Consider the following 19119-nt stretch of genomic DNA (forward strand, 5'->3'; position numbering starts at 1 on the left):
GAAATGAATCGCTTAGCGTCGGCCTTCGCGCAACCAGCCTCCGAGAATGAGGCCGGAGATAAGCAGCAACACCGCCCAGGCGGGCAAAAGCGGTGTCTGTGTGACCGAGGCGGTTTCGAATGCGCCGCGCGGTGTGATGCCGATCCAGCCACGACCCGATGCCGGGCGTCCCTCGCGGACCTCGCGGATGCGCGGCAGCCCGTCCTCCAACGCCTTTGCGCCGCCGCCCGTACGCTCCAGCACCGGTTGCAGGGCCGAGGCGCTTGCGATGGTCTGTTCGAATTCCACGGGTGCTGCCGGGCCAAGCCCGATCACGGCGGATTGTTCGCCATTTTCCAGCCGGTAGAGACCAATCTCGGGGCCGTCATACAGCGTCTCGAAGCGGCCGGGGCTGACTTCTTCGAGGTCCCTTTCAATCGTGTCACCCGACGGTGTGGTGATCGTGACAGGGCCGACATCATCGGTGAGCGAGCGTCGGATCACACGCATCTGCTGGCCCGTTGCCTCGGCCCACAGCGCCTCTTCCTCGAGCTCGGGTTCCTTCATCATCCAATGGGCAAGGCGGCGCAGCAATTCCAGTTGTGGGCCGCCGCCCTCATAGCCCCGGTTCCACAGCCATGCATGGTCCGAGGCCAGAAGTGCCACACGCCCTTCGCCGACGCGGTCGAGCACCAGAAGCGGGCGATCATCCTTGCCGGTCATGACCACATCGCCGGTGGCTTGCTCCACCTCGATCTGACGCATCCAGCGCCCCCATTCGCCGTCATATTCCTGCTCCAGCCCGGCGGTCACAGGGTGACGCTGACCCAGTTCGGACACTTTAGGGCGATAGCGTTCTTCCAGAACACGGGCCGTCGGGCGGGCCGGGACGATCGATTCAAGCGGCGTGCGATACAAGCTGTCGGCCGAGGCGAAATCGGGGCCAGCCGCAATCAGCACCGCGCCGCCCCGTTCGACATAGTTGCGCACATTGTCCAGATAGATCGACGGCAGGATGCCACGCCGCTTGTAGCGGTCGAAGATGATGAGGTCGAAATCCTCGATCTTTTCGAGGAACAGCTCGCGGGTGGGAAAGGCGATCAGCGAGAGTTCGCGGACCGGCACGCCATCCTGTTTCTCTGGGGGGCGCAGGATGGTGAAATGCACCAGATCGACCGAGCTGTCGGATTTCAGAAGATTGCGCCAGGTGCGCCCGCCCGCATGAGGCTCGCCCGAGACCAGAAGAACCGACAGACGGTCGCGCACGCCGTTGATCTGCACCAGCGCGGTATTGTTGCGGTCGGTCAACTCGCCCTCGACGAAGGGGGTGGTGAATTGCAAAACGTTCCGCCCGCCATGTGGCAGGGTCAGCGGCAGGTCGACTTCGCGGCCAAGGGGAACTTCGAAGCGCCGCGGTTCGGCGCCATCGACCGAAATGTCGAGCGGCACGTTGCGGACATCTTCGGGGGCGGCGCCGTCATCGGTGATCGTCAGCGTTAGGATCACTTCCTCGCCCAGAATGGCGAAGGCCGGGGCGTTGCGGATCTCGAGGCGGCGGTCCCAATCGGCGGCGCGGCCCGTATGCAGAAGGTGCAGCGGCGCAGGCAGATCGGGGGCGCGGTCGATGTCATGCAATTGGCCATCGGACAGCAGGATTGCCCCGGCGATGCGGCCTCGGGGTTCTTCGGCCAGCGCTTCGGCAAGGGCGGTCATGGCCTGGGTGCCGCTGTTGTCGGCGCCGTCGGGCACGGTGATGCGGCGCACCTCGGTGTTGTCGCGCGCCTCGAGCCGGGCTGCCAGATCATCGGCGGCCGAGCTGGTCATCGCCGCGCGGTCGGCAAGACGCTGGCTGGCGCTTTGGTCTTCGACGATCAGCACGATATCGTTCAAGGGCTGGCGGTCTTCCTGTTGATAGACCGGCCCCATGAGCGCGGCGAGGATCACCAGCCCCGCCAGCGCCCGCAAGGGCCAGCCCGACAGCCCCCTCCAGAGCGCCAGCGCAATGCCGGCGGCCATGATCGCGCCAAGCGCAGCAATCAGCCAGACGGGCAAAAGCGGTTCGAAAACGATGCTCGAGGTCATTGGCCCAGCCTGTCCAGAAGTGCGGGGACATGCACCTGATCGGATTTGTAGTTGCCGGTCAGCACATGCATGATGAGGTTGACACCGAAGCGGTAGGCCAGTTCGCGCTGCCGCTCCCCGGCATAGCCGCGCCCGACGGGAAAGAGCGGCGCGCCGCGATTGTCCATCGCCCAGGCCGCCGCCCAGTCATTGCCGCCGATCACCACCGGGGTCACGTTGTCATTGAGATTGCGGAACGGCATGCCTTCGATCCGTTCGGCATCGGCTGGAGCGGCCTCGACCCAGACGGGGCGACCGGCATGGCGGCCAGGGAAATCCTGCAGGAGATAGAAGGTGCGGGTCAGGACATGATCTTCGGGGATCGGCTCGAGAGGCGGGATGTCAAGCGGTTGGGCCAGGCGTTGCAACATCTGACCATTGGGCGAGGATGCGCCGAACCCCGCCACGTTGGCATCACGGGTATCGAACAGGATCATGCCGCCGGTGCGCAGATAGCTGTTGAGGTTGGCATAGGCCTCTTGCGAGGGGATCGGCTGTTCAGGGGTCACGGGCCAGTAGAGGAAGGGGTAAACCGCCAGCTCATCGGTTTCCAGATCGACGCCGATCGGCTCGGACGGCTCGACCGAGGTGCGGAAGAACAGCGTTTCCGACAGGCCTGCAAGACCGGCGCGCGCGGTGTCATCCAACCCGCGGTCGCCGGTGAGCACATGCGCCAGAACCACTTCGGATACGGCCAGCAGTTCCTTGTCCAGCGCCGATGGCGTCCCCTCTTGCGCGGCAGCGGGAGGCGCGGTCAGCATCAGGCCCGGCAGCATCACCGCGCCGAGGACCAATCCCGCGGCACGCGCCGGCAAAAGGCGTCCAGACAGCGCAAGCGATGCCACGATATCCGCAAGCAGGATCACCGAGGCCAGCGCCAGAAGCCAGCCACCAAGCGGCGTTTCCGGCGCACGTGCCAGCCCTTCGACCGGAAGGCGCGAGGGCCATGAAACGGGTGAAAGCACAGTGTCGGCGCGGGTGACATTGAGCGCAAGACGGCGGTCCGGACCATCATAGAGCCCCGGAGGCAGGTTTGGGCCAAGCGCATCCGTGATCAGCCGCTCGCCCGCGATCCCCGGCAAGGTGCCCGCATCGCGCAACTGCCCGAACCCGTCGAGCACCTGAACCGGCTGCCATGTTGTGCCCTGCATCTCGGCCATGTCCGGCAGCGCCACGGCCGAGGACACGGCCAGACGTTCGAGCATCTGCACGAACAGCCCCGACAGCGGCAGCGACGACCATTCTGCATTGGCGGTCACATGAAACAGCACCACCTGCCCGGCCCCGACACGCTTGCGGGTGACCAGCGGGGTGCCGTCGGTCAGCTGCGCAATTACGCGGTCGGCAAGGGTTGGATCGGGCTGCGCCATGACCTGCGCCGAGACGGTCACATCATCGCGAATGCTCAGCCCGGCAAATGGGCTGTCATCAGGGAAGGGCGCAAGCGTCTTTGGCTCACCCCAGCTCATGGCGCCGCCGACGGTGCGCCCACCGGCCCGCAGGCGCACAGGCAGGAGCGGGCTTTCACTGTCGCGCGACACATCCGACGCGGCGAGGCGCGGACCGGCGAACCGCAAGAGAAGCCCGCCCTTGTCCAGCCAGTCCAGCAGGGCCTCTTGTTCGGCGGTGGACAGCACGGCGACATCGGCCAGCACGATCACGTCCGGGTTGGCGGGAAGGATATCCATCAGCGCGCCATCCAGCAGATCAGCCGAGGGCAACAGCGCCTGTTCCAGGTAATGCAGCGGCGACAGGAGTTCGAGCCCCTCGCGATCTTCGCGCCCGGCGATCAGGGCAACCTCGCGGCGCTTGAGGCTGTCATCGGTCAGGCTGACGGCGCCGGCAGTGCCCTGCCCCGCGATCTCGAACCGGGTCAGACGACCGCGCAATTCACCGGGCAAGGACAATTCGCCGGACGCCTCCAGGGCGCTTTCCTCGAAGGTGATCGGCAAGGTCGCCAACAGACGCGGCACACCTTGCGGATCGCGGCCATGCGCCTCGACCGTGATGTCGCGCGCAGCACCAGGGGTGGCGCGCAGCGCGCTGAGTTGCACGATCCCGTCCTCGATCACCGCCGGTTTCAAGGCGATGATGGTTGCGGGACTTTCATGCACGGTCACCGGCCCGCGACGCTCGAGTTCGGAGAGCAGCGCATCGCGGCCAGGCCGCGACAGCCCGTCGGAAAACCAGCGTGTTTCAAACTCCTGCGTGCCCAGCATCGCCAAAGCGTCCTGCATCATGGCAGGGGTGGGCGCCCAAGGATCGGGCGCCAGCCCGGACAAACGGCTGCGCCAGTCTTCGGCCGAGCGGAAGGTCACGGGTTCGGGATCGGTCAGGCGAAGGATGGCGACGGGCCGTGAGGCCCGGCCCGCTTCGGACAGGAGCCCATCCAGCAGACCCGTCTGTGCGGCGTGATCGCGGGCGCTGGCCCAGCTGGCATCCATCACGATCAGAAGCGGGCCGCTGCGCGCCGCATCATCGGCACTGCGCGGATTGAGCACCGGCCCGGCCAGCCCCACGATCACCGCCGCCACCGCCAGCATCCGCAACAGCAAAAGCCACCACGGCGTGCGGTCGGTCACGGTGTCGTCGTCCTGCAGCCCAAGGAGCAGCGCCACACCGGGAAACCGGCGCCGGATCGGTGCGGGCGGCACGGCGCGCAGCAAGATCCAAAGGATCGGCAGCGCGGCCAGCGCGAGCAAGAGCCAGGGCGCGGTAAATCCGATGGGGCCCAGCATCATCGCGACATCCCCCCGTCAAAGGCGCGATAGAGCCACAACAGCGCCGATTGCGCAGGATCCGAGCTGTGGTGAAGCCCGTAATGCCAGCCGGTTGCGGCGCAAAGCGATTGCAGCTCGTCCTTACGCTCGGCCAGCCGTTCGAGATACCGGTCACGCAGGTCCGACGCCTTGAGCGTTTCATGCGCCATGGTGCCGCCCATGCTTTCGAAGATGGTGCGCCCTCGATAGGGAAACGCCTCTTCGGCGGGGTCCAGAAGGTGGAGAAGCACACCTTGCACGCCACGATCGGCCGCGCTGGTCAGGGCGGCGCGCACGGCATCGATGGAGCCGAGGAAATCCGAGATGAAGAGCGCGCGGCCATGCGGGAGAAGGCCGTTCAGGTCGGGCGTGCCGTAATCCTCATCGCTCTCTTGCGTGAGCGCCTCGGCCAGCCGGAGGATCTGGGTTTCCCCCCGGCGCGGCGGCAAAGCCTGACCGGTCAGGCCAACGCGTTCGCCCGCGCGGTTGAGCAGGATCGACACCGCAAGCGCCAGAACCCGAGCGCGATCCGCCTTTTCGGGCAGGCTTGCATCCGAGGAAAACCGCATCGAGGCCGCGTCATCCACCCAGATCATCACGCTTTGCGCAATCTGCCATTCCAGTTGCCGCACGAATTGCGCATCAGACTTGCCCGAGCGGCGCCAGTCGATGTCGCGGCGCGCGTCGCCCGGCATCACCGGGCGGTATTGCCAGAAATCGTTGCCCATGCCCGCACGCCTGCGCCCATGTTCGCCCAAAAGCACAGTCCCGGCCAAATGCTCGGCCCGCGCCAGAAGCGGCGGCAGCGGGGCGGCTTCGGCCTCGGATCTGGCGCGAAGATGGGCGGCGTCGGTCACGCTGCGGCCTCGACCCGTGTGATTTGCGAGACGGTTTCAGCGATCAGGCCTTCAAGGCTTTCGCCACGGGCGCGGGCCGCGAAATTCAGCGCCATGCGATGCGCAAGCACAGGCTGTGCCATCGCCGCCACATCGTCGAGGTCGGGCACCAGACGCCCCTGCAGCATCGCCCGCGCACGCACCGTCAGCATCAGGGCCTGTGCCGCACGAGGACCGGGGCCCCATGCCACATCCTTGCGGACGGCGTCGGTGGCAGTTGCGTCTTCGGGACGGAAGGCGCGCACCAGATCGAGGATCGTCTCGACAACCGATTCCCCCACAGGCATCCGGCGCAGCAGCTTTTGCGCCGCGATCAGCTGGGCCGCGTCGAACACCTGATGGGATGTCGCCTCTTCGGCGCCGGTGGTGGCCAACAGGATGCCACGCTCGGTGTCGCGGTCGGGATAGGGCACGTCGATCTGCACCAGAAAGCGGTCAAGCTGCGCCTCGGGCAAGGGATAGGTGCCTTCCTGTTCGATGGGGTTCTGCGTGGCGAGCACATGGAACGGCGCATCGAGGGGCCGATCCTCGCCGGCGACGGTCACCTGTCGTTCCTGCATCGCCTGCAGCAGCGCCGATTGCGTCCGGGGGCTGGCGCGGTTGATCTCGTCGGCCATCAGCAGCTGGCAGAAGATCGGGCCGGGAATGAACTTGAACGCCCGCCCGCCATCTGCCGCGGTTTCCAGCACCTCTGAGCCGAGAATGTCGGCCGGCATCAGATCGGGCGTGAACTGGACGCGATTGGCATTCAGGCCCATCACCGTGCTGAGCGTTTCCACCAGCCGCGTCTTGCCCAGACCCGGAAGGCCGATCAGGAGGCCATGGCCACCGCATAAAAGCGCCGACAGAGACAGGTCGACCACCCTCTCCTGTCCGATGAAGCGGCGGGTGATCGAGGCGCGCGCCTGCGCCAGTTTGTCTTCCAGCGCTTCAATACCGGCAAGCAGATCGGCGTCATCGGTCATGGCAAAACTCCAGTCGGGGCTATATCCTTCGTTAAGAGTGTATCGCGCGAAACCGAAATGGCAAAAGTAATGAGCAACGATACGATCACGACGCTGTCAGTGGACAGTCTTGCCGCCTCGGTCAGGGCGGCGCAAGGCAAGGGTTTGCCGCCTGTTCATCAATGGACCCCGCCCTATTGCGGTGATCTGGACATCCGAATCGCGCGCGACGGGACGTGGTATCACGAGGGTGGCGCGATCAACCGGCCGGGTCTCGTGAAGCTGTTCGCAGGCATCCTGCGCCGCGAAGGGGATCGGTATTACCTTGTCACGCCGGTGGAAAAGGTGGGAATCACGGTCGAGGACGCGCCGTTCTTGGCGGTCGATGTCGAAGCCGAGGGCAGCGGCCCGCAGCAGGACCTGATTTTCGAGACCAATATCGGTGACAAGGTCGTCGCCGGCCCGGAAAATCCAATCCGGGTGGAGCGTGACCCCGACAGCGGAGAGCCGTCACCTTATGTGATGATCCGGGACGGGCTGGAGGCGCTGATCGACCGCAAGAGCTTTTACCGCTTGGCCGAGATCGGCTGCATCAACGATGGCTGGTTCGGATTGTGGTCCGGGGGCATGTTCTTTCGTATGATCCCCGAGGCGGACCTGCCTGATCATTGAGGCGCGCGCGGCGGGGCGGCACCTGCCCTAATGTGGCGCCGAGATTGCCAGACGCCTCCGGCGGCTGGTAAGGTCATCCGGTGATTTCTGCGGTGTGTTGAGAGGCTATGTACAGCCTGAAGCGTCGCACAACGAGAGACGGCCCGAACATGGCCTGCACCACAGGCACAACGGGCGACAGGGCGGCGCGCATGACAGGGTTTAGGCCTCACAGGACATTCAGCTACGCGGCGCAATTGCAGCTTGCAATGGTCGGGCTTGCCGCGCCGGCGGTGATCTTTGCATGGCTCGGCTGGCAGGTTCTGGCACAGTCGCAATACAGGGTCGAACGGGGCAGGATCGCAAGCGACATCTACACGAGCCTTCTGGAGTTCGACCTTGAAAAGGCCAGCCTGCGGAAATGGAGCTATCAGCAGGCGCTGGATCAGGTGGCCGACCCGAGCCAGAGGGATGCCAGCCTCACGCGGATGCGCGCCCAGATCACCCGCATCGCCGACAAGGCCGAGCGTGCTGCGCAGCTCGATCTGGAACGCGGCAAGGTTCTGGATGAACACGCACAACGGCTTGGATTGCTGGATTTTCTGAACGAAGTGGTCGGCAAGCTGGACCGCGAAACAGCGCGCTTGCTGATACAGGATGACGGCCAGACATGGCCGATGGCGGTTATTGACGCGGATTTCGATCAGGTGCGTGGTGTGCCTTTGGCTGATGCGCTGCGTGACGCGCTGGCGGTTGAGGCCGCAGCGCTTGATCGGGAACGAACCCGGGCGGATGACGGCCTGTCCGCGGCGCGCGGTCTGTTCGTGACGGCGGGCAGCTTCGGATTTGTGGCCACGTTCATCATGGCCGTTCTTCTCGCTCGTCGCCTGCGTCAGCCGCTGAAACATCTCGAAGACGGGCTGAGCGCCTATCAAGAGGGTGATTTCACCTATCGGTTCGACCGGTTCCGCGACACCGAGTTCGTAACCCTCGGGCAGCAGTTGAACGCCATGGCCACCGAAGTCGAAGCCGCCCGTGCGCGCGGTCAGCAGAACCGCGCCGAACTGGAACGGACCGTGGCCGCGCGAACCGCGGAACTGCGGCGCACGCTTGATGAACTGGCCGCCTCGGAAGGGGCGCGGCAAAAGTTGCTTGCCGATATCAGCCACGAATTGCGCACGCCCGTGACCGTGATCCGGGGCGAGGCGCAGGTCGCGTTGCGGCACAAGGCAGCGAGCCCGCAGACCTATCGCACAGCACTTGAACGGATTGTCGGCGTCACGCGCCAGATGGGACATCTGATCGAGGATCTGCTGGTTCTTGTGCGCGACCCCAAGGGCCAACCCCTGATTGCGGCGCGCGACATCGGGCTGGCAGATGTGATCGCCCCGGTGCTTGAGACGGCGCAGAGCCTTGCCCGGGAGCGCGAGGTGATCTTGCAAGGCCCCGATCCGTATTGCGACGTGACGCTGCGGGCCGATCCTGCGCGGCTGAGGCAGGTGCTCGGCTGCCTTCTGGACAACGCGCTGCGCTATTCGCATCCCGGCGGCACGGTGCGCCTTGCGGTGGCGCAGGAGTCCCCGGATCGGCTGGAGATCCAGATCAGCGATCAGGGAATCGGCATCGATCCCGACGATCTGGACAGGGTGTTCGATCGCGGTTGGCGGTCCGAAGGCGCGCGGATGCACCGACCGGACGGGCTGGGGCTTGGGCTGGCCATCGCGCGGCAGCTGACACACGCGCAGGGCGGCGTGCTCGAGATACGGGGCGGGCCTGACGGGCAAGGGGTCATCGCCATTGTCGGCCTGCCTCTGGCGGTGACGGATGACAGGCCCGGACAGGAGGAGAAAGAGGCACATGGACATTCTGCTGATCGAGGATGACGCCCGCGTGGCGGATTTCGTGATGCGCGGCCTTCAGGCCGAAGGATATGGCGTGCAATGGGTGCGGACCGGACGCGCCGGATTGGCGGCTGCCGAAACATTTTCGCGCGGCTGCGCCAGTCAGCAAAGCGCGGCTGTGGTTATTCTGGATGTGCTGCTGCCCGAGCTGGACGGGCTGACCCTGTGCCAGATGCTCCGGCAGCGCGGCCATCATGTGCCCGTCCTGATGCTGAGCGCGATGGGGGAAAGCCATGAGCGGGTGGATGGGCTTCGGCGCGGCGCAGATGACTACCTGACGAAACCCTTCGATTTCGACGAACTTCTGGCGCGGATCGAAGCGCTGATGCGACGTGGCCGGACTCCGGCGGCCGCGAAGTCCACGAGCATCGGAACGATCACGCTGGACCGGCAATTGCCGGGTCTGCGCAGCGCCGGCATCGAGACTATCCTAAGCGCGCGGGAAATGGCGCTGATGGAATTGCTGGTCGCCGCAAATGGAGCCACCGTCAGCCGCGAACGTATCCTGTCGCGAGTCTGGCAGGCGGATCGCGATCCGCTGACCAATATCGTCGATGTCTATGTGAGCCGCCTGCGTCGCAAAATCGTCCGGCTTGACCCGGATGTGGCGATTACCGCAGTACGCGGGCTTGGGTACCGGATAACCGGACCCCGCCCCCACCATGCCGGGGATTTAGACACGAGTGGAGACGGGGTGGACGCGCCGTAGGGCGCGATCAGTTTGCGCTGAACGGCAGCGATGAGTGATGGAGCACGATCCGCAGGTTGCCCTCGTCATCGCGCTGATAGCCCCACGTCTTGTCGACGGTCGTCACCGCGCCTGTCGTGTCGGTGATGTGGACATTGCCGATGGTCTGGGCTGTGTCACCGCTGATGAAGATGGCGGCATTCTCGATTTCCACCGCGGTCCAGCCCTTCAGAGCAAAACCGGAATCGCCGGGAAAGTTCTCATCATGACCGACGAAATAGGCCAAGGCGCCTTCGGACGTTGTGCGGAATGTCTGCGGCGCCGCGGCAAGCGTCGGCTTGAACAGGACCGGGCCGATACCATACCCATAGGCTGCGTCGATGACGGCCTCGGCGGTGGCACGTGCCTTGTCGATGCCGCCTTCGGCGTAGTCGTTCGAGATCTGAACAAGCGCCTCGCCCCAAGCCACCTGCGCGGCTTCAACCTCGGCCTGGGTGATGGTGGTGTCGATCATCGTGGCTTCAACGGCCAGTACGGCAGTCGCCGAAACCGTGAAAAAGGATGCAGCAGCAACTGCCGAAACAACTGATTTCATGGTGTATTGTCCTTATGGTTGCGCACGGACCATCCGCACGACATGACCAACAGTTAAGAACCGAGCCTGACTGCCGCATGAGCCAAAGATGAACGAAAGATTAAAATATGATCGGATGGCAGAGCGGCGGCTCGGCGATGCCCCCGTCAGCCGATCAGACCCGGATCAGGGCATTGAGCACTTGCGGTCTCGATCTCGATCGAGGCGTGGTGAATCCCGAAACGATCCGCCAGTTTGTCCTTGATCTGCGCCCTCAGGGTCATTGCATCGGCGCCGGGTGCCATGACGACATGGGCCTGAAATGCGTTTTCATGTTCCTGCATGCGCCACAGATGCACCGAATGCACGCCCTCGATGCAATCCATGTCACAAAGGACGCCTGCCACCTCGTGCAGCGCGGGACTGTCGGGGCTGCCCAGCATCAGCACATGGATGGCCGGACGAATACCCTTGGCCGCATGAAAAAGGATGTAGCCCGCGATCAGCACAGTCACCAGCGGGTCGATCAGCCGCCAGTCATAAAGCAGGATGAGCGTGCCCGCGACGATGACCGCAAGCGATCCCATGGCATCGGCCAGATTGTGCAAGAAGGCCGCTCGGATGTTCATGCTGTCCCGTGACATGCCGTGGATCAGCCATGCGGTAAGCGTGTCGATGACCAGCGCCACGCCCGCGACAACGACAACGATCCATCCCTCGACGGCACTTGTGTTGAGGGCCCGCTGCACCGCTTCGGCCAGCAGAAAGACCGCGATGACGATCAATGTCGTGTAATTCATGAGTGCCGCCACCACCTCGGCCCGGCCATAGCCGAACGTCATGCTGGCATCCGGCGGACGCCGCCCGATCCGCCGCGCGGCAAAGGCGATGACCAGCGACAGCGCGTCACCCAGATTGTGAACCGCATCGGCAACAAGCGCCAGAGAGCCCGAAACGACACCCGCCGCGATCTGCACGAGGGTCAGCACGATATTGACCGCGACCGCCCAGGCGACGCGCCGGTCGCCCTGCAGATCCGGGACATGGCTGTGATCGTGCGGCATCATCCACCTCCTGCAGGGATCCCGCAGCGATCAGGACGGGTTGCGCACCACGTAGACCGAGCATTCGGCATGGGTGACCACATGGCTCGCGGTGGTGCCCAGAAGATAATCCTGAACCTTGGGATTGGCGGCGTCCATCACGATGATATCGACCTTTCGGGCGGTCGCCAGCTTGACGATCTGCCGGTGCACCGCCCCCTTGCAAACGACGGTTTCTATATCGACCCCTTCGGCGGGCTGGGAGGCAATGAATTTCTTCAGCTCATCGCCCCAATACTGTCCTGAATCGTAGATGTTCAGGTTCCGCTCGATCTCGGGGGCCACGGTGGCAACGATCAGCTTGGCGCCACGACGCTGCGCCATTTCGACGGCTTCCTGATAGGCGTGATATTCGAACTTCACGTGGCGAAGATTGACCGGACAGAGGATGAGCTTGGTTTCACGGGGCATCACGGGCCTTTCTGCAACTTGGCGTGACAAGGTTGCATGGCCCTAGATGATTCGCAAAATCGGCGCGGCACACGACCGGCGCTCGGATGCCCGGAAGCGGCAGCGTTCAGCCCGGGCCAAACACCGCCTGCAGCCAAGAATTTCAAAACAGTTCATTTATTGTGCGAGCGCGCCAACAATTGTGCATACTTCCAGGCTGATCCGGTGCCGCGCGCATGAAACAGGCGTACCCCGTGACGATCGGACTAATCTGGGGCGTCCTCGGAAGAGGTTGGGGGCCAATAATGAACGACACGACTACTTTCGACGAGATGTGGGGACATGACGGGTCATTGCGCCCGGCTTACCGCAAGTTTCACGACTGGTTTGGGGATGAGGATCCGGCGCGCCTGCGCGCCAAGCAACGCGAGGCAGAAGAGCTGTTTCGCCTGACGGGCATCACCTTCAACGTCTATGGCCGCGCCGAGGCCGAGGAACGCCTGATCCCCTTCGACATCATCCCGCGCATCATCTCGGGATCGGAATGGCTCAAGCTGTCGCGCGGCATCGAACAGCGGGTGCGCGCGATCAACGCTTTCCTGCATGACATCTATCATGGGCAGGAGATCATCAAGGCCGGGCGCATCCCCGAGGACATGATCAGCCGCAATGACGCTTTCGTGCCGCAGATGATCAATGTCAGCCCTCCGGGCGGGGTCTATACGCATATCGTCGGCATCGATCTGGTCTGTACCGGGGCCGGGGAATTCTATGTGCTCGAAGACAACGCCCGCACGCCATCGGGTGTCAGCTACATGCTGGAAAACCGCGAGACCATGCTGCAGATGTTCCCCGAGTTGTTCAGCCAGAACCGTGTTCAGCCGTTGCAGAGCTATCCCACCGATCTGCGAAGGTCGCTGGCGGCCTGCGCGCCCTCGGGCAGCGCGGACGCGCCGGTCGTGGCGGTGTTGACGCCCGGGATCTACAACTCAGCCTATTTCGAACATGCGTTCCTGGCCGATCAAATGGGGGTCGAACTGGTGGAGGGGCATGATCTGCGCGTGGTGGACGGGCGTGTCGCGATGCGCACCACACGCGGCTACAAGCCCGTTGACGTGCTTTATCGCCGGGTCGACGACGATTTTCTAGATCCGCTCAACTTCAATCCCGAAAGTCAGCTTGGCGTGCTGGGGATCATGGATGTCTACCGCGCGGGCGGCATCACGATCGCCAACGCACCCGGCACCGGCATCGCCGATGACAAGGCGGTCTATTCCTACATGCCCGAGATCGTCGAGTTCTACACAGGCGAACGCCCCCTTCTTCAGAACGTGCCGACATGGCGCTGTTCGGATCCTGGCCATCTGGCGCATGTGCTGGACAATCTTTCGGATCTGGTGGTCAAGGAAGTGCATGGCTCGGGTGGTTACGGCATGCTGATCGGGCCCACTGCGACCCGCAAGGAGATCGCCGCCTTCCGCAAGAAGCTGATGGCGCGGCCCGGCAATTACATCGCGCAGCCGACCCTCAGCCTGTCCACCGTGCCGATCTTCTCGCGCACCGGGCTAGTGCCGCGACATGTCGATCTGCGGCCCTTCGTGCTGGTCAGTCCCGAGGGGATCAAGATCACGCCCGGCGGCCTGACGCGCGTTGCGCTCAAGAAAGGATCATTGGTGGTGAACTCGTCCCAGGGCGGCGGCACCAAGGACACCTGGGTGCTGGAGGACTGACGCGCGATGCTGGGAAAAACCGCAAACGGGCTGTTCTGGATGTATCGCTATCTGGAAAGGGCCGAAAATACCGCCCGCCTGATCGAGACAGGACAGCGCATTGCGCTGACGCGCCTGACCGACGGGGATGGTGAATGGGTCTCGGTGCTGCAATCTGCCGGCGCGCTAGAGGCGTTTCAGGCCGAGAACGACAGTGTCACCAAGGAGGCCGCGATCGACTGGCTGTTGCGGTCGCGCTCCAACGCTTCCTCGGTGCTGTCCTGCATCGAAGCCGCGCGGCAGAACGCCCGCATGGTGCGCACCGCCCTGACCGGCGAGGTCTGGGAGGCTGTGAACGCCACCTACATGAAAAGCCGCGAGGTTCTGGCGCGCAAGGTGTCGGAACGCGATCTGCCTGCCGTTCTGGGCGCGATCCGGCAACAGACAGCGCTGGTACGGGGGATGACGCATGGCACAATGCTGCGCAATGAGATCTACGATTTCGCCCGAATCGGCACCTTTCTGGAACGCGCCGACAACACCGCGCGCATCCTCGACGTGAAGTATTACGTGCTGCTGCCATCGGCCAGCTCAGTTGGCACATCACTGGACAATGTGCAGTGGGAGACGATCCTGCGCTCGGTCTCGGCGCGAGGCGGCTTCCGGATGGAATACGGTGCCGGCGGCGGCCCCAGGGAGATCACCGAATTTCTGGTGCTCGACCGGCGGATGCCGCGCAGTCTGGCGTTCTGCGTGGGCAAGATGCGCGACAATCTGCGCTATCTGCACAAGGGCAAGCGGACGCCCCTGCCGTCGCTCAAGCAGGTCGATCAGCTGGAACGGCTTTACCTGTCGCATGACATCGCCGCTGTGTTCGAATTCGGGCTGCATGAATGCATCCAGCAGATCCTGGATCATCTGGGGCAGATCGCCCGACAGATCGAAATCGACTTCCGGTTCTACGAATGAGCGGCTCCATGCGCCTGAAAATCCGCCACGCCACCCGCTACCGCTTCGAGACGCCCGTGAAATACGGGCTGCAGCAATTGCGCAAGACGCCGAAATCCACGGCGCAGCAATCGATCCGGTCATGGCGCACCAAGGTCGAGAACGGCCGCAAGGAACTCAGCTTCGAGGATTATCATCATAACACCACCGAACTGATCAGTTTTGCGCCCGGCGCCACGGAACTCAGCGTCATCAGCGAGGGCGATATCGACGTCACGGATACCGGCGGGATCGTCGGCCCCCATCGCGGACCTGCGCCCTTGTGGCTCTATCTGCGCGACACGGTCCATACACGGATCAAAACCGGGGTGCGCAGCCTTGTGCGCAGCATCGGCGCCACGCCCGATCTTGAAGGAATGCATCGGCTGTCTGCCGGTATCCGCGAGGCCGTGACCTATGAGATCGGCGCCTCTGAGCCGAATTGGAGCGCCGAGGACGCCATCGCCGCAGGGCGCGGCGTCTGTCAGGATCACACCCATATCTTCCTCGCCTGCGCACGCGAGATGCAGATGCCTGCACGTTACGTGTCGGGCTACCTGATGCTGGACGACACCACCGCACAGGACGCCATGCATGCCTGGGCCGAGGCCCATGTGGACGGTCTTGGCTGGGTCGGCTTCGATGTGTCCAACGGAATTTCGCCGGATACGCGCTATGTGCGTGTCGCAACCGGGCTGGACTATGCCGAGGCCTCTCCGGTATCGGGAACACGGATCGGCGGCACGGGCGAAACTCTCGAGGTGCAGATCGACGTGGCACAGCAGTAAAGGCCCTGTGGATGACATATTGCGTGGGAATGGTTCTGGATCGAGGACTGGTGTTCATGTCAGACACCCGGACGAATGCCGGGCTCGACAATATCTCGACCTTTCGCAAGATGACGATCTGGGAACAGCCGGGCGAGCGGGTCATCACGCTGATGGCAGCGGGGAACCTTGCCACGACACAGGCCGTGGTCAGCCTGCTGGATGAACGCAGCAAATCGCCGGAACATCGCGAGCCGTCGCTGCTGGCGGTGCCGTCGATGTTTCAGGCCGCCCGCATGGTGGCCGAAACTCTGCGCGAGGTGATCGACCAGCATGGCGATGGCGGCCTGCGGTCGGACAGCACGTTTCACGCCACGCTGGTCATCGGCGGGCAGATCGCCGGCAGTCCCCCACGCCTGTTCATGATCTATCCCGAAGGAAATTTCATTGAATCCGGTCAGGACACGCCGTTTTTCCAGATCGGCGAGACCAAATATGGCCGCCCCATCCTCGTGCGCGCCTATGACCCCGCGATGAGCTTCGAGGCGGCGATGAAACTGCTTGTCGTCAGCTTCGATTCCACGCTCAAGGCCAATCTGACCGTTGGGGCACCCTTCGATTTCCATTTCTACGAGGCCGACAGCCTGCGTGTCGGACATCGGGGGCGGATCGAACCCGAAGACCCCTATTTCCAACAGGTCTCCAAAGGCTGGGGCGATGCCCTGAAAGAGGCGCTCGATATCCTGCCCGACTATCGTTTCAGCGGCTAAGCCGGGTCGGTCGCGCCGGGCTCAATGCGCCTCGGCCCAGTTGGCGCCCTGTCCTGCATCCACAACCAGCGGCACGTCGATCTTGACCGCCGGGTCGGCGGCAGCTTCCATCACATCGCGCGCGGTCGCGATCAGGGCATCTGCGGCGCCGGCCTCGACCTCGAAGATCAATTCGTCATGCACCTGCAAAAGCATCTTCGCGGGCATCCCCTCGATCGCGGCGGGCATGCGGATCATCGCGCGGCGGATGATGTCGGCGGCAGTGCCCTGAATCGGCGCGTTGATCGCGGCACGGCGGGCGAAACCCGCGCGCGGCCCCTTGGCTGAAATCTCGGGCGTGTGGATCTTGCGGTTGAACAGGGTCTGCACGAACCCATGCTCCTTCGCGAAGTCGACGGTCTTGTCCATATAGGTCTTGATGCCCGGGAACCGTTCGAAATAGCGGTCGATGAAGCCCTGTGCCTCGCCGCGCGGAATGCGCAGGTTACGCGCAAGGCCAAAGCCGGAAATCCCGTAGATCACCCCGAAATTGATCGCCTTGGCCTGCCGCCGGATCTCGGGGGTCATCTCGTCCAGCGGCACGTCGAACATCTCGGATGCGGTCATGGCGTGAATGTCCTGCCCGTCGCGAAACGCCTGCCGGAGCGCGTCGATATCGGCGATATGGGCAAGGATGCGCAGCTCGATCTGGCTGTAGTCGAGGCTGACCAGAACATTGCCCGGCTCGGCCACAAAGGCCTCGCGGATGCGGCGGCCTTCCTCGCTGCGCACGGGGATGTTCTGCAGGTTGGGATCGGTCGAGGCCAGCCGCCCGGTGGTGGCGCCGGTCTGCACGTAGGATGTATGCACCCGGCCCGTATCCGGATCGATGTGATCCTGTAGCGCATCAGTATAAGTCGACTTGAGCTTGCTCAGCGCGCGCCAGTCCAGCACGCGGGCAGGCAGATCATGTTCGGTCGCCAGATCCTCGAGCACATCGGCGCCGGTGGCATAGGCGCCGGTCTTGCCGCGCTTGCCGCCATCCAGCCCCATCTCGTCGAACAGGATCTCTCCCAATTGCTTGGGGGAGCCGACATTGAACTTGCGACCTGCCAACTCGTGGATCTCTTCCTCGAGCTGCGCCATTTTCTGGGCGAACTTGCCAGACATGCGCGACAGCGTCTCGCGGTCCACCTTGATCCCGTTCCGCTCCATCTGTGCCAGCACCGGCGACAGAGGGCGTTCCAGCGTTTCATAGACGGTGGTCACCTTCTCGCGGTGCAGCTGCGGCTTGAAGACATGCCACAGGCGCAGGGTGATATCGGCATCCTCGGCCGCGTATTTCACGGCATCCGCGACGGGCACGCGGTCGAATGTGACGGCGGATTTCCCCGTGCCCAGTAGTTCCTTGATCGGGATCGGCTGGTGGCTGAGATACCGCTCGCTCAGCGTGTCCATGCCATGTCCGTGAATCCCCGCATTGAGCGCATAGGACATCAGCATCGTGTCATCGAAGGGCGCGACCCTGATGCCATGACGCGCGAAAATCTTCGCGTCGTATTTCATGTTCTGCCCGATCTTGAGGATCGCATCGTCCTCAAGCATGGGCTTGAGCGCCCCAAGAACGGCGTCCAGATCAAGCTGCCCTTCGGCCAGCGCATCGCTGCTGAACAGATCCCCCGACGCACCCTCGGTATGGCGCAGCGGTATATAGCACGCACGCCCCGGCTCGACCGCCAGAGATATCCCCACAAGCGCCGCCTGCATCTCGTTGAGCGAGGTCGTCTCGGTATCGACCGCCACAAGGCCCCGCGCCTGAATGTGGGCGATCCATGCCTCGAGCGCCTCCATGTCGCGGACATGCTCATAGCTGTCGGGGTCGATGGCGGGCCAATCGGGCGCGGCATCGCCCTCTGTCGGATTGGCGCCCGCCGGGTTGGTGTCTGGGATCACCGGCGGCTCGGCGCCAAGGCTGTCGGCGATGCGCTTGGACAGGGTGCGAAACTCCATTTCCGCCAGAAACGCCAGCAGCGTATCGGGATCGGGATCGCGCAGCTCGAGATCGTCCAGCGTGAAATCCAACGGCGTCTCGCAATCCAGCTGCACCAGCTTCTTGCTCAGCTCGATCTGCGCGCGATGCTCGATCAGGGTCTGGCGGCGCTTGGGTTGGGGAATGTCCTCGGCGCGGTCGAGAAGCTCTTCAAGACTGCCGAATTCATTGATCAGCAAGGCGGCGGTCTTGATGCCGATGCCGGGCGCGCCGGGCACGTTGTCGACGCTGTCACCGGCCAGCGCCTGCACATCCACCACACGATCCGGGCCGACACCGAATTTCTCTTCCACGCCTTCGACATCGATCCTTCGGTTCTTCATGGCATCGAACATTTCGACCCCGTCGCCCACCAGCTGCATCAGGTCCTTGTCCGACGAGATGATCGTCACGCGCCCGCCCAGATCACGGGCCTGACAGGCCAGCGTGGCGATGATGTCATCGGCCTCATAGCCCTCGATTTCCTTGCAGGCGATGTTGAAGGCTTCTGTGGCGCGGCGTGTCAGCGGGATCTGCGGGCGCAGATCCTCGGGCATGGCCTCGCGGTTGGCCTTGTAGAGATCATAAAGGTCGTTGCGGAAGGTATGGCTGCCCTTGTCGAAGATCACCGCGATATGGGTCGGCGCATCGGAGCTGGCGCTGTTGCCGTCGATATAGCGCTGCAACATGTTGCAAAAGCCCGACACGGCCCCGATCGGCAGACCATCGGATTTGCGCGTCAACGGCGGCAGCGCGTGATAGGCGCGAAAGATGAAGGCCGATCCGTCGATCAGGTGAAGGTGACAGCCCTTGCCGAATGAATTGCCCATGATCGCCCCCTTGCGAATTGCCGATGACCTGCGGTGCGGTAT

Annotated in this window: 15 protein-coding genes; 7 read left to right on the forward strand and 8 right to left on the reverse strand. The window is 63.8% G+C overall.

Going from position 1 to position 19119, the window contains the following annotated elements; all coding sequences use genetic code 11:
* Positions 1-12 precede the first annotated feature (12 nt).
* Genes RAZWK3B_RS01205 through RAZWK3B_RS01220 form a run of 4 tightly spaced genes read right to left on the reverse strand, consistent with a single transcriptional unit; the run spans position 13 to position 6720 of the window.
* Positions 13-2061 (reverse strand): hypothetical protein, encoded by a 2049-nt coding sequence (locus tag RAZWK3B_RS01205; protein ID WP_007811445.1) that lies wholly within the window; start codon positions 2059-2061, stop codon positions 13-15.
* Positions 2058-4841 carry a DUF4159 domain-containing protein gene (locus RAZWK3B_RS01210; RefSeq protein WP_007811447.1) on the reverse strand — a complete coding sequence of 928 codons (2784 nt, stop codon included), beginning with the start codon at positions 4839-4841 and terminating at the stop codon, positions 2058-2060. Before RAZWK3B_RS01210 ends, RAZWK3B_RS01205 begins: the two co-directional genes overlap by 4 nt.
* A complete protein-coding gene (locus tag RAZWK3B_RS01215; protein ID WP_007811449.1) occupies positions 4838-5716 on the reverse strand; it encodes a DUF58 domain-containing protein in 879 nt (292 codons plus the stop codon). The genes RAZWK3B_RS01210 and RAZWK3B_RS01215 overlap by 4 nt, the downstream gene beginning before the upstream one ends.
* Entirely contained in the window at positions 5713-6720 is a 1008-nt protein-coding gene (locus RAZWK3B_RS01220; protein WP_007811451.1) for an AAA family ATPase, read from the reverse strand. The genes RAZWK3B_RS01215 and RAZWK3B_RS01220 overlap by 4 nt, the downstream gene beginning before the upstream one ends.
* A gap of 69 nt (positions 6721-6789) precedes the next feature.
* Here RAZWK3B_RS01220 and RAZWK3B_RS01225 point away from each other — a divergent pair, with 69 nt between their 5' ends.
* The 3 genes from RAZWK3B_RS01225 (at position 6790) to RAZWK3B_RS01235 (ending at position 9960) form a co-directional block, all read left to right on the forward strand.
* The gene (locus RAZWK3B_RS01225; RefSeq protein ID WP_007811452.1) at positions 6790-7371 is read left to right on the forward strand and encodes a DUF1285 domain-containing protein; all 582 of its coding nucleotides are present in this window, start codon (positions 6790-6792) and stop codon (positions 7369-7371) included.
* Positions 7372-7562: 191 nt separating this feature from the next.
* Positions 7563-9233: a sensor histidine kinase gene (locus RAZWK3B_RS01230; RefSeq protein WP_198133229.1), complete on the forward strand. Its 1671-nt coding sequence runs from the start codon at positions 7563-7565 to the stop codon at positions 9231-9233.
* Positions 9208-9960, forward strand: a complete 753-nt coding sequence (locus tag RAZWK3B_RS01235; RefSeq protein WP_007811456.1) for a response regulator transcription factor — start codon at positions 9208-9210, stop codon at positions 9958-9960. The genes RAZWK3B_RS01230 and RAZWK3B_RS01235 overlap by 26 nt, the downstream gene beginning before the upstream one ends.
* A 7-nt stretch (positions 9961-9967) precedes the next feature.
* On the opposite strand, the gene RAZWK3B_RS01240 is transcribed toward RAZWK3B_RS01235, so the two are convergent.
* From RAZWK3B_RS01240 to RAZWK3B_RS01250, 3 genes are all read right to left on the reverse strand, one after another.
* A complete protein-coding gene (locus RAZWK3B_RS01240; RefSeq protein ID WP_007811459.1) occupies positions 9968-10534 on the reverse strand; it encodes a metal-independent carbonic anhydrase family protein in 567 nt (188 codons plus the stop codon).
* 146 nt (positions 10535-10680) lie between these two features.
* On the reverse strand, positions 10681-11577 hold the full coding sequence (locus tag RAZWK3B_RS01245) for a cation diffusion facilitator family transporter (protein WP_007811461.1): 897 nt from the start codon (positions 11575-11577) through the stop codon (positions 10681-10683).
* A gap of 30 nt (positions 11578-11607) precedes the next feature.
* Positions 11608-12027, reverse strand: a complete 420-nt coding sequence (locus tag RAZWK3B_RS01250) for a universal stress protein (protein ID WP_007811463.1) — start codon at positions 12025-12027, stop codon at positions 11608-11610.
* 284 nt (positions 12028-12311) lie between these two features.
* On the opposite strand from RAZWK3B_RS01250, the gene RAZWK3B_RS01255 reads away from it, so the two are divergent.
* Genes RAZWK3B_RS01255 through RAZWK3B_RS01270 form a run of 4 tightly spaced genes read left to right on the forward strand, consistent with a single transcriptional unit; the run spans position 12312 to position 16239 of the window.
* Complete coding sequence (locus tag RAZWK3B_RS01255; protein WP_007811464.1) at positions 12312-13736, forward strand: circularly permuted type 2 ATP-grasp protein; 1425 nt, start codon at positions 12312-12314, stop codon at positions 13734-13736.
* 6 nt (positions 13737-13742) lie between these two features.
* A complete protein-coding gene (locus RAZWK3B_RS01260; protein ID WP_007811465.1) occupies positions 13743-14684 on the forward strand; it encodes an alpha-E domain-containing protein in 942 nt (313 codons plus the stop codon).
* An 8-nt stretch (positions 14685-14692) separates the two neighbouring features.
* Positions 14693-15490: a transglutaminase family protein gene (locus RAZWK3B_RS01265; RefSeq protein ID WP_007811466.1), complete on the forward strand. Its 798-nt coding sequence runs from the start codon at positions 14693-14695 to the stop codon at positions 15488-15490.
* Positions 15491-15501: 11 nt separating this feature from the next.
* On the forward strand, positions 15502-16239 hold the full coding sequence (locus tag RAZWK3B_RS01270; protein WP_198133230.1) for a proteasome-type protease: 738 nt from the start codon (positions 15502-15504) through the stop codon (positions 16237-16239).
* Between the two features lie 21 nt (positions 16240-16260).
* On the opposite strand, the gene polA is transcribed toward RAZWK3B_RS01270, so the two are convergent.
* Positions 16261-19077: a DNA polymerase I gene (polA, locus tag RAZWK3B_RS01275; protein ID WP_007811468.1), complete on the reverse strand. Its 2817-nt coding sequence runs from the start codon at positions 19075-19077 to the stop codon at positions 16261-16263.
* Positions 19078-19119 lie beyond the last annotated feature (42 nt).

The organism is Roseobacter sp. AzwK-3b (assembly GCF_000170875.1).
Taxonomy (GTDB): Bacteria; Pseudomonadota; Alphaproteobacteria; order Rhodobacterales; family Rhodobacteraceae; genus Roseovarius; species Roseovarius litoreus.